Source organism: Dermacoccus sp. GAS27A (assembly GCF_044909235.1).
Taxonomy (GTDB): domain Bacteria; phylum Actinomycetota; class Actinomycetes; order Actinomycetales; family Dermatophilaceae; genus Dermacoccus; species Dermacoccus nishinomiyaensis.
In genome coordinates, this window is the sequence record NZ_JBIYDW010000003.1 from 71,950 (window position 1) to 84,228 (window position 12,279).

Here is a 12,279-nt window from a genome sequence, read left to right on the forward strand (position 1 = left end):
CGCAGGCCGCAGGCTGGACAGGTGAGCACCAGCATCCGCCTGGCCGTCGTCACCGCTGACGGCTCCCCCAGCGACCCGATCGTCGTCGATGCCCCCGACGGCACACCCTTCGCCGCGATCCGCCCCGCACTCGACCTTCCCTACGCGCCGACGCACGCCGGTCGAGCGATCCGTGACGACGACGTCCTCGGCCGAGCACCGCTCGTCGACGGCGCGCTGCTCGAACCACCCCGCCGCCCGGACGAGGAAGCGCACGCGGCCGTCCTGACGCTCGTCAGCGCGAGCGGCCCGCATCAGGGCAGCGCGCTTCCCCTCGCCGCCGGCCACGTCACCCTCGGACGCCACCATCACCTGCTCGGCGACGATCCCCTCGCTTCACGTCGACACGCCCTCGTCAGCGTCGCGCGCGGGCAGGTGACGATCACCGACCTCGGCAGCAGCAACGGCGTGACGAGCCGCGGGGCGTGCCTCCAACCGCACGTGGGCCACCCCTGGCGTGTGGGCGAATCAGTGCGTCTCGGCGCCAGCGTGCTGCGTCTCGACCTGGCGAGTGCTGAGCCAGCACCTCCTGACCTTGCGGGGTCCGATCTCTCCGGCATCAAACCTGCGGAAACCGACCCCATGAGTGCCGCCCCTGCAAACGCCGGCTCAGCCCTGCGCGCCGGGACGTCGAACTGTCTGCCCGAACCGCGGACGTTCGAGTGGCCCGCGGCCCCGACACCCCCACGTCGGGTGCCGCTGCGCTGGATCGCGGTGCTCGCCCCGGTGCCCGTCGCACTGGTTCTCGCGATCGTCATGCACGCGGCGTACATGTTGTGCTTCATGCTCGTTGGCCCGCTCGTCATGGTGGCCACGCACCTCGACGACCGCCGTCGCGGACGTCGAGGTGGGCGCAGCGCAGCCCGCGACCATGCGCGCGAAGTGCAGGACGTCGGCCGCCGCGTCGCTGATGCGCTCGACGCGGAAGTCGTCACTCTCGCGCGCCTGGCGCCGAGCCCCGACCAATTGCTCGCCGTCGCCGCCGGCTCCCGCGACGGGCTCGGCCTGCGACGCGGGCCGAGCGCACGTCTGCTGCGTCTCGGGTACGGTGACGCGCCATCCGCGCACCGTCTCGCCCGCAACGGCTCGGCACACCCGCTCCGACTCAGTGAGGCACCCGTCACCCTCGTCGTGGCGCCGGGCGGGCTCGTCCATCTCGACGCCGATGCGGCCACGACGCCGCAAGTCCTCGAACTCGTCGTCGCGCAACTCGCCGTCCTGCACGATCCGACGGACGCACCACCCGTCGTCGTCACCCGGCAAGCGGCGTCGCGACGCTGGGCCTGGGCGCTCGATTCGGCGCGTGTTCACGTCCACACGAGCGTGCCGGAGACCCTCCTCGCACGACTCGACGACGGGGTGCGTCGCCCCGGCAGTGACGACCTCCCCCTCGTCGTGCTCGAAGCCGGCAGCGCCGACGCCACGCGCCTCGCGCGACACCTCGTCATCGCCGGCGCGGCCGTCGTCTGGGTGGGGGCTGCGCAGCCACCCAGCATCGAGACAGGCGTGACGACGGCGGCCGCGACGGTCCGCGTCACGTGCGCCGCGGGACACCGCGCCGCGCGCCTGCCGGGCGGGCACACGTTCACCCTCGACAGCCCGGGTGAGACGTGGTTTCCCGCTGTCATGCGGCTGCACCGCCGCTGGGCTGCGGGCGCCACCGGTGGCAATGGCGCGCCGCTGCGCGCCTCGACGAGCGCTGCCCTGCTGCCGTCCGACGTGGCCGGCGCGTGGCGCACCCCGAGCACGAACGTGCCGATCGGCCACGATCACGACGGCATCATGACCCTCGACCTCGCCCGCACCGGGCCACACGCCCTCGTCGCGGGCACGACGGGATCGGGCAAGTCCGAGTTTCTGCTCACGTACCTGCGCGGGCTGTTCACGCTCAACTCCCCCGAGCACGTCAATGCGCTGCTCATCGACTACAAGGGAGGTGCGACGTTCGGCCCGCTCGCGCGCGCGCCGCACGTCGTCGGCGTCGTCACCGACCTCGACCACGGTCTCGCGACCCGTGCCCTGACGGCGTTGCGCGCCGAGATCGGGCGCCGCGAGCATCTGCTCGGGCGTCACGGGCTGACCTCCTACCGTGACTATCTCGCCGCCGCGCCTGCCCACCTAGCATTGCCGCGGTTCTTCGTCGTCGTCGACGAATTCCGCGTGCTGGCAGACGAACTGCCCGATTTCGTCGGCGGTTTGGTGCGTCTGGCGGCTGTGGGACGGTCGCTCGGCATGCACGTCATCCTCGCGACGCAACGCCCCGGCGGCGCCGTCAGCGCCGACATGCGCGCCAACCTCGACGTCCGCGTCGCGCTGCGGGTGCGTGAACGCTCCGACAGCATCGACGTCATCGACTCGCCCCTGGCCTCCCGCATCTCCGCGCGCACCCCCGGGCGCGGGTACCTCGCGACGGCCGGTGAGGCTCCCGTCGAGTTCCAGAGCGCCTACAGCGGTGCGCCGCGCGAGCTCGGCACCACCGCGGCAGTGCACGTCCACCCCACGGTCGTGACTGCCTCGGGGCTGGACGAACTGCGCGACGGATGTGATGCCTGCCGCCCCGGACGGACGAGCGCCCGCAGCGACCTCGGGATGTTCGTCGACGAGGCCCTCGCCGCCGCACACCAGCTCCCACCGATCCACCGACCCGTGCTGCCGCCGCTGCCCGAGAATGTCGACGAACTTCTCGCCGAGACGAAGATCGTCGTCGGTCTCGTCGCACTGACGGGTGAGCGACCGACGCCGGCGCCTCACTCGAACACGGCGGTGTGCGACAGGAGCGAATCCTTTTTCGGCGCATCGTCTTCGAGCGACGGGCATGATCGCGCGGAAGCAGCCGACGCGTTTGCGACGGACGACGGCCGGGCGCACGTCGTCGGCATCGCCGACCTGCCTGGTGCGCAGAGCCAACCCGCCGTCACCGTGCCGGCCGGGGTGCACGTCGGCCTGGCGGGAGCCCCCCGCAGCGGACGGACGAACGCCGCCGCGGCGCTCGCCCGGGCTGCGGTGTGCGGCTCGGCCGCGGGCGCGACGACTCGCACAGCATCGACGTGGTGGGTCGGCCCCACCGACCCGATCGCGGCCGACGTCCACGTCGCATCCGACGACGCGGACGCCGTCATCCGCCTGCTCACGCACCTCGCCGAGGCGCGCCCCGCGGGGCCGGCGAGCGTCGTCGTCATCGACGGATGGGAGGACCTGCACGCGACGCTGCTGCGTATCAACCACGGCCTGGCCGCCGAAGACCTGCTGAAACGCATCGGCGAAGGCCACCGTCACGGACACACGTTCATCGTCACGGGTGGTCGGCCGGTGCTCGCCTCGAAGCTCAGCGCGCTGCTCGACGTCAGGCTGGTGCTGCGCCAGAACGACGCGACGGAGTACTCACTTGCAGGACTGCGTCCCGCTCAGATCCCGGCGTCGATGCCGCCCGGGCGCGCGCTCGTCCTGCCCCACGGCCACCAGGTTCACCTGCGGCACGAACCACAGCCGAACGGGCGGGCCACGATGTGACAGGCTTGAGGCATGTCAACCCGCGCCAAGATCGCCGTCGCCGGCCTCGTCGTCGCCGCCCTGCCCGTCGTCGTCGCGACGACCGGTTCGGCCGAGACGTCGCCGGCCTCCTCCCCCACCGCGGCGACGAGCACGTCCGCTGCGACGCCGTCGTCCGCGACCACGGGCGCGTCGCCCAGCGCCTCGTCGGGATCTGCCTCCTCGTCGGCCGCCGCTGGGTCGACGCACGTCGACAAACCGCTGCAGCTACGCCTCGACGGCAAGACGGTCGACCCGTCCTCCGTGCCCGACGCGACGTCACTGTTCACCCGCGGCGAGCTCGCGCCGATCATCCCGCACCTCGACGGGGTGAGCGGCAGCGACGACACGCTCGAGTTGAACATCGCCGGTGAACCCTCCGACGACCGCAGCCACTTCGTCATCGCGCTGCCGCACACCGGTGAGTGGAAGGACGTCGAGGCCGCCTGGAAGCGTGACAAGGCCCTGCACGAGAAGCGCGCCCAGGCCAACCGCGGTCTCTACACGTTCTACGGCGAGGGCGCGCACGGCGTCAGTGATTCCTTCACCGACGGGACGACGACCTATGCGCTCGTGCGCACCGGGGATGCTGCGGCGGTCGTCCGTTTCTCCGGCATCGGTTTCTCGACGCTGGCCGCCTCGCACGCCGATTCGCGCCGCACGTACACGACGAAGACCGTGCCCGCGCTCCTCGACCTGCTCGGCGCGAAGCTGCGAACCGGTGAGTCGACGAAGGATGCGGGTGCGTCGTCGAGCGCGACGAGTTCTGCGACGTCCGGCGGCTCGGCGAGTCCCTCGACGTCACCCGCCGGCTCTCAGAGCGCCGCGCCGTCCTCGACGTCCGCGTCGTAACGCGGTAGCGGCAGCGCGACGACGAACGTCACCACAGCAACGATGACGGTCGCGATGCCGAGTGCGGCGGCACCGCCGTCCATGAGGCTGAAGCCGATCGGCACGAGCATGGCGTTCCACAGCAGCGTCGGGGTCTTGGCCAGTGACTTGGCACGCACCAGGCCGACGACGAGGGCCAGCACCGCTCCCCCGAGGACGACGAGCATGGCCGCCTCCGTGAGGGCGCGCGTCGTCGTGCTGGCCGATCCGGTGACGGCACTCACGACCGACATGACGGCCATGACGAGGATGGCGGCCGCCGAGATCGCCGTGCCCGTAGCGGCGGCGAGCCAATGGGCGCGCGAGCCCTTCCAGGTGGGAGCGGGGATCGATGACGTCGAGCGGGTGGTGTCCACGTTTCCACTTTACGCCGCGACATTTACGAACATCGTGTGAGCAAAAGCTCACATAAGCACACAAAAAGTTCGGGCGAACCCCTTGTGCTCGCCCGCGCCAGGTGTGAACCTATAATAGAACACCTCCGCAGCGCGTCCCAGCGTCGCACTGTGGACACGCCGGCACCCCGGCAGCGTTCGAACCGACCCCGCCGGTTTCAGCGGAGACATCAAGGAGCAAGCCACATGGATTGGCGCAATCGCGCTGCGTGCCTGGACGAGGACCCGGAGCTTTTCTTCCCGATCGGCAACACCGGCCCTGCCCTGCAGCAGATCGAAGACGCCAAGGCTGTGTGCCGACGCTGCGAAGTGATCGACACCTGCCTGAAGTGGGCTCTCGAATCCGGTCAGGATGCAGGCGTCTGGGGCGGCCTCTCGGAAGACGAGCGTCGCGCTCTCAAGCGCCGCAACGCCCGCGCCCGCCGCGCCAGCTGACCTGAGCCCCGCGTCGACGACTGGCGGCACACCCTGGGTGTGACCGCCAGTTCTGTCATGTCCGGGCCCGGCTGCTGGTGCTGGGATCTGCGCGCCGGCGGGGTGAACACGGCGATCAGCGAATGTGACCGAAGATCGCATGTGGGGACGAACATCGCTAATGGGGACGGGATTCGCGAAGGTGGACGAAAATCGTCGATGGGGACGGGATTCGCGCGGCGGGTGATGGTTGCGAACCGAGGACTTGGGGCGCGGCTGACGCAGGTCAGTTCGACGCAGGGACTGGACGCAGACGGGCGCTGAAGTGCGCGTCGGTGCCGCCGCCCTCGAGGCGATGCCAGGCGATCTCGCCGTGCAGATCCTCGACGAACGTCGTGACGATCTGCGTTCCGAGCCCGCTGCGCACGCGTGCTGACGCACCTGTCGGCGCGTCCGGGCCGGTACCGCCACGCTCGCCGCCGGGCGCACCTCCGCGCTCGTAGCCGCGGCCGTCGTCGATCACGTGGACGTCGAGCCGGTCGCCGTCGCGACGCGCCCGTACGGTGACGTTGCCGCCGGCGTCCCCGAGGCCGTGCTCGACGGCGTTCTGCACGAGCTCGCCGAGGACCATCGCGAGGGACGTCGCGTCCTCGCTCGAGAGCACACCGAAGGAGCCGTCGAGGTGGGAGGCCACCGAGGCGTCCGAGCGGCGGGCCACGTCGATGCTCGAGGCGAGGCCGCGGGCAGCGACGTCGTCGAAGTCGACCGTGCCACCGAAGCCCTCGCTGAGCGACTCGTGAACCGCGGCGATGACGCCGACACGACGCCCCGCGTCGGCGAGGGCCTGACGGGCCTCCTCGTCGGGCAGCCGGCGCGCCTGCAGGCGCAGCACCGCGGCCACCGTCTGCAGGTTGTTCTTGACGCGGTGATGGATCTCGCGGATCGTCGCGTCCTTCGTCAGCAGTTCGCGGTCGCGACGGCGCAGCTCGGTGATGTCGCGCAGCAGCAGCGCCGCGCCGAGGCGGCGTCCGCCGGCCACGAGCGGCACGGCACGGACCATGACGGCGGCCGAGCCGCGCCGGAACTCCGCCTGCCAGGGGGCGCGGCCCGCGAGCACGACGGTGGCCTCCTCCGGCCCGTCGCTCGCCTTGACGCCGCGTTCGTCGAGCGCGGTGGCGAGGCGCAGGCCGGGGATGTTGCTCTCCACCCCGAGCCTGCGGAGCGCCGAGACCGCGTTGGGGCTCGCGTAGGTGACGCGACCGCTCGCGTCGAGCTCGACGACACCGTCGCCGACGCGCGGCGCACCTCCGCGACCGCCCATGACGCCGCCGCCGTCGGGAAAGGTGCCCTCGGCGATCATGCGGAACAGCGCCTCCGCGAGCGCCACGTAGCGCGTCTCCAGGCGGCCGCGGCGACGCACGTTGCCCAGGCGCATGTGGCACCCGAGAACCGCGATGACGCGTCCGCCGCGCCGCACGGGCACGAGGCGCCGTGAGACCGGCTCGCCTTCGACCACGATGTCCACGCGCGTCTCCGCACCCTCGAGGCGAGCGCGATCGAGGCCCACCTGCAGATCGTTCGAACGGGCGGCGTCCTCAACACCGCCACTCACGTCGGAGGCGTCCGCGCGGGCTTCACCCTCACGCAGCCCCCGCTCGACAGAGGTGCCTGCGCGAGCAGCAACCTCAGCGACACCACCACGATCGGCATCGTCCTGTGCCTGCGACGAGTCGAGTTCCTGCGGCCTGGCGCCGACGAGGTCGTCGGCGAACAGGCTGACTCCCGTCGTCGGGCGTACGTGCGCCGCGACCTGCCACCCGGCGTCGCCGCGCACCCACATCATGAGGTCGCCGAAGGCGAGGTCAGCGAGCAGCTGCCAGTCGCCGACGAGCAGGTGCAGCCACTCGTGGTCGGCCTCGTCGAGTGACGAGGCCGACCCGAGGACGTCCTGCATCGTCGCGTTCACCGCGCTCAGCCGCGCTCCCCTGCCGCAGCGCGGGTCAGTGAGCGCATCGTGCGCAGCGCCACCGACATCGGGGCCAGGCGGGGCGCCGAGTTCTGCACGCCCGTGACGGCGGCGCGGGCACGCTCGACGGCGAGCGAGTGGCGCTGCGCCCACTGCTGCCAGCGCTCCTGCGTCGTCTGCGACGCCTCCGACTCGGCGAGCACGTCCCGCGTGAGGTCGGCGAGCACCGCGTACGCGTCGTCGCGCACGGCGCCGCGCGCCAGCGCGTCCCAGCGGTCGTCACGCGGCAGCTCGGCGATGGCGTCGAGCATGCGGCCGAGGCCGATCTGGGCGCCGCCGTAGTAGTACGCCGCGGCGACGTCCTCGACGTCCTCACCGAGGTCACGCGCGAGCTCGACGATGTCGAGCAGGACGAAGTCGTCGAGCAGGGCCGCCGCACGTCGCGCGAGCGCCGTCGGGACGCCCTCGCCGACGAGCTGGTCGACCTCGGCTTCGAACTTCTCGCGCCCGACGCCGACGACGAGGTCGGGCACCTTCGGCGACAGCTGCTGCACGGGCTCGCGGTAGCGCTCGACGAGCGTCTCGATCGGCGTGTGCTCCACCTCGTGGTGGACGAACCAGCGCGTCGCCCGGTCGAGCAGGCGGCGCAGACGCAGCAGCAGCCTTGACTGCACCTGCGTGCTGATGACGTGGTCGAGCGCCTCGACGTCGTCGATGAAGCTCTGCGCGTCGAACACCTCACGCGCGACCACGAAGGCCTTGACGATCTCCTCGGCCCGGGCGCCCGTCTCCTCGACCGCGCGGTGGACGAAGGTGATGCCGCCGCGGTTGACGAGGCCGTTGACGAGCGAGTTCGTGATGATCTCGCGCCGCAGCGGGTGGTTCTCCATCGTCGTGGCGTACGGCTCACGCAGCGCCTCGGGGAAGTAGCCGAGCAGCTCACGCACGAGCCACGGGTCGTCGACGAGCTCGCTCGCGCCGACCTCGTTCTTCAGCCGTAGCTTCGAGTACGCGAGCAGCACGCTGAACTCCGGCGACGTCAGCCCCTCGCCGGCCTCGAGGCGCCGATCGATCTCGGCCTCGTCGGGCAGGAACTCGAGCTCGCGGTCGAGGAAGCCGTCCGACTCGAGGTCGGCGATGAGCCGGCGGTGCACGTGCAGCATCTGCGGGCCCTGCACGCGAGCGTTGCCGAGCAGCGTGTTCTGGTCCGTGTTGTGACGCAGCACCTTCGCGCCGACCTCGTCCGTCATCGAGGCGAGCAGCTCGTTGCGCTCCTCGAGCGCGAGCGCACCGTCGCGCACGGCGTCGGCGAGCAGGATCTTGATGTTGACCTCGTGGTCGCTCGTGTCGACGCCGGCCGAGTTGTCGATGGCGTCGGTGTTGACGCTGACGCCGTGCTGTGCGGCCTCGATGCGCCCGCGCTGGCTGACGCCCAGGTTGCCGCCCTCACCGATGACGCGCACGCGCAGGTCGCGACCGTCGACGCGCACGGCGTCGTTGGCACGGTCGCCGATCTCGGCGTTCGTCTCGTCGGAGGCTTTGATGTACGTACCGATGCCACCGTTCCAGAACAGGTCGACGGGGGCGAGCAGCACCGCGCGCATCAGTTCGTTCGGCGTCATCGTCTCGACGCCGTCGTCGATGCCGAGCGCCTCGCGGATCTGCGGCGTCAACTTGATCTGCTTGGCCGAGCGGGAGAAGACGCCGCCGCCCTCGGAGATGAGGTCGCGCGAGTAGTCCGACCACGACGAGCGCGGCAGCTCGAACAGGCGGCGCCGCTCGGCATACGACGCGGCAGCGTCCGGGTTCGGGTCGATGAAGATGTCACGGTGGTCGAAGGCGGCCACGAGTCGGATGTGCTCCGACAGCAGCATGCCGTTGCCGAACACGTCACCACTCATGTCGCCGACGCCGACGACGGTGAAGTCGTCGCTCTGCGTGTCGTGGCCGAGCTCGCGGAAGTGGCGCTTGACCGACTCCCACGCGCCGCGGGCGGTGATGCCCATCGCCTTGTGGTCGTAGCCGTTCGAACCGCCCGAGGCGAAGGCATCGTCGAGCCAGAAGCCCTCGCGACGAGCTACGGCGTTGGCCTTGTCGGAGAACGTCGCGGTGCCCTTGTCGGCGGCGACGACGAGGTAGGGGTCGTCGTCGTCGTGGCGCACGACGTCCTGCGGCGCGATGATCGTGTCGCCGTCACGGTTGTCGGTGACGCTGAGCAGACCGCCGATGAAGGCCTCGTAGGCCTCGACGCCCGCGGCGAGCCATGCCTCGCGATCCGCCGGGTCGGGTAGCTGCTTCGCGACGAAACCGCCCTTCGACCCGGTCGGCACGATGACGGCGTTCTTGACCATCTGCGCCTTGACGAGGCCGAGGATCTCGGTGCGGAAGTCCTCGAAACGGTCGCTCCAGCGCAGCCCGCCGCGCGCGACGAGCCCGAAGCGCAGGTGCACACCCTCGACCTTCGGGCCGTAGACCCAGATCTCGAACATCGGCACGGGCGCGGGGATGCCGGGAACGTCGGCGCAGCGGATCTTGAACACGAGCTCCGCACACTCACCGGAGAGCAACTTCGGCGTGTACGCGTTCGTGCGCACGATCGCCATGATGACGCCCTCGAGTGTGCGCAGGATGCGGTCGTGGTCGAGGCTCGCGACATCCGCGAGACCGTCGGCGAAGCGCTGGCGGACGGCCTGCGTCTGCGCCTCGCGCTCGTCGGCGTCGAGGGAGGGGTCGAAGCGCGCCTCGAACAGGCGCACGAGCAGCGACGTCAGATCCGTGTTCGCGAGCAGCGCCGCGACGACGTACTCGTAGCTGAGCGAGAACCCGATCTGACGCATGTAGCGCGCGAGCGCCCGCAGATGGTTGATCTGACGCCACGACAAACCGGCCGCGAGGACGAGCTGGTTGAGCGCGTCGTTCTCGGCCTGCCCGCGCCAGGCGGCGAGCACCGTCTCCATGACGTTCGTGCGCCGACGGGCGCTCTCCTGCGGCGTGTTGCCCCACATCGCCGTGCGGTCGGCGACGAGGCCGAAGTCGTAGACGTGGCAGGTGGAGCCGTCGGCGCGCGTGAGGGTGTACGGACGCTCGTCCGAGACCTGTACGCCGAGGTTCGTGAAGATCGGGAATACCTCGGTGAGCATGAGCGGCTCGTTGCGGAAGATCTTGAGGCGTCGCTCGCGCGAGTCGACCTTGTCGGTGCCGTACAGCGTGAGCGCCGCGTCGTCGTCACCGAGGCGTTCGAGCCGGCGCATGTCGGCGACGGCCTGACGCGGAGTGAAGTCGTCGGAGTAACCGGCCGGGAACCCGTCTGCGAAGGTCGAGACGAGCTGGCGGGCATCGACGTCCGCGAGCCCCTCCTCCGCGTGCGCGGCCTGCGTGACGCGCTCGCTCCACGTGCGCGTCACCTCGAGGACGGCGGCGCGGATGTCGTCCGCACTGACGTCCGGGATCGCCGTCCCACGCGGCAGGCGGACCGTGTAGTAGATGCGTGCGAGTGCCTCGGAGGTGACGCGGGCGGTGTAGTCGACCGTCTCCGCGCCGTATGCCTGGGCGAGGTGCTGTGCAATGGCCTCGCGCACGCGGGTGTTGTAGCGATCACGCGGCAGGTAGACGAGGACGGCGACGAAGCGGCCGTAGTCGTCATTGCGCAGGAAGACGCCGACGTGACGGCGCGCCTGCAGGCGCACGACCTCCGTGGCGATCTCGTAGAGGCGCTCCGAGGAGGTCTGGAACAGCTCGTCGCGCGGGTAGCTCTCGAGCACGTGGAGCAGGTCGCGGCCCGAGTGCGAGTCGGGCGAGTAGCCCGCCCGGCGGATCACCTTGGCGACGCGCTCGGCGACGATCGGGATGCTCGACGGCGACGCCGCGTAGGTGCGGGCGGTGTGCAGGCCGAGGAAGCGACGCTCGCCGGTGACGTTGCCCGCCTCGTCGAACGTCTTCACGCCGACGTAGTCGAGGTAGGCGTCACGATGCACGCGCGAACGCGAGTTGGCCTTCGTCAGCGTGAGCAGCTGCGGCGAACGCGCCGCGGCGCGACTCTGCGGCGTCATCCGCTCGAACCCGCGCGGCGCGTCGGAGGCCGAGCGCAGGATGCCGAGGGCGCTGCCGTCGACGGGACGCAGCACGTCCTCGCCGTCGACGACGTCGAGGGCGTACTCGCGGTAGCCGAGGAAGGTGAAGTTGCCTTCGGAGAGCCAGGTGAGGAAGCGGCGCACGTCGGCCGTCGCGAACTCCGGCACCGACACGGGCGGGTTGTCTCCGAGGTCGTCGACGATGGCGAGCGCCTGGTCGCGCATGCGCTGCCAGTCGTTCGAGGCGGCGCGCACGTCGTCGATGACGTCGCTGATCGTGCGCTCGATCTCGTCGGCGCCCGTGAAGTCGCCCAGAGGCGAGATGTGCAGGTAGACCCACGACTCCTCGCTCTCGCGCTGGCCCTCCGGCACCGTGTCGGTCTGGCCGGGCAGGCGCACCGCGCCGGGACGCTTACCGCTGCGGCGCGCAAAGCACAGCTGCCCCGAGGCGTCGCGCCGCACCGCCATCTGCGGGTGCAGCAGGTCGCCGATGCCGGCGCCACGCGAGGTGACGGCGGCAACGATCGAATCGACGACGAACGGCATGTCGTCCGTGACGACGCGGATGACGGCGCCCGCAGTGAGGCGGTTGACGCCCCCGTGCTCGACGGCGTCGTCGATGAGGGAGGCGGGCAGATCCCCCTCGACCTCGACGATCGAGTGCGCACCGGTGCGGCGCTGCGCGGCCTGCACCTGGCCCTCGACCACCCAGGCCAGGTGATCGAGCGACTTGCCGGCCAGCTCGGCCGGAGGGATGTCGCCCAACACCCCCTGGACGATCTCGAGCGCGACCCCGGTGCGGGCCTCGACGTCGGACAGAGCAGGCGTTGGAGCCTCGGCAGACATGACCTCTCCTGGCAGAGCGACGGGCGGTACGACGCTGTACCGCTGCCGTCGACTCTAACGCGCCCCGGCGACGTCGACGGCCCTCGGTGTCGCAGACTTCACCGACGCGCCAGGACGCCTCGCGTCGCCG

General features: G+C 71.0%; 6 protein-coding genes. 3 read left to right on the top strand and 3 right to left on the bottom strand.

What is annotated here, in order from left to right:
• Positions 1-21: 21 nt before the first annotated feature.
• Positions 22-3,549 (top strand): FtsK/SpoIIIE domain-containing protein, encoded by a 3,528-nt coding sequence (locus ABH936_RS04035; RefSeq protein WP_404602666.1) that lies wholly within the window; start codon positions 22-24, stop codon positions 3,547-3,549.
• A 12-nt stretch (positions 3,550-3,561) separates the two neighbouring features.
• Entirely contained in the window at positions 3,562-4,419 is an 858-nt protein-coding gene (locus ABH936_RS04040) for a hypothetical protein (protein WP_241724773.1), read from the top strand.
• Here ABH936_RS04040 and ABH936_RS04045 read toward each other — a convergent pair.
• A complete protein-coding gene (locus ABH936_RS04045) occupies positions 4,383-4,814 on the bottom strand; it encodes a hypothetical protein (protein ID WP_241724774.1) in 432 nt (143 codons plus the stop codon). The two genes, ABH936_RS04040 and ABH936_RS04045, sit on opposite strands and share 37 nt — an antisense overlap.
• 225 nt (positions 4,815-5,039) lie before the next feature.
• On the opposite strand from ABH936_RS04045, the gene ABH936_RS04050 reads away from it, so the two are divergent.
• Positions 5,040-5,288 (top strand): WhiB family transcriptional regulator, encoded by a 249-nt coding sequence (locus ABH936_RS04050; protein WP_006943843.1) that lies wholly within the window; start codon positions 5,040-5,042, stop codon positions 5,286-5,288.
• A 265-nt stretch (positions 5,289-5,553) separates the two neighbouring features.
• Here the strand turns inward: ABH936_RS04050 and ABH936_RS04055 are convergent, their stop codons facing one another.
• Positions 5,554-7,233, bottom strand: coding sequence for a sensor histidine kinase (locus ABH936_RS04055; protein ID WP_281711353.1), 1,680 nt, complete (start codon positions 7,231-7,233; stop codon positions 5,554-5,556).
• 5 nt (positions 7,234-7,238) lie between these two features.
• Positions 7,239-12,149, bottom strand: a complete 4,911-nt coding sequence (locus ABH936_RS04060; RefSeq protein WP_404602667.1) for an NAD-glutamate dehydrogenase — start codon at positions 12,147-12,149, stop codon at positions 7,239-7,241.
• Positions 12,150-12,279: the final 130 nt, after the last annotated feature.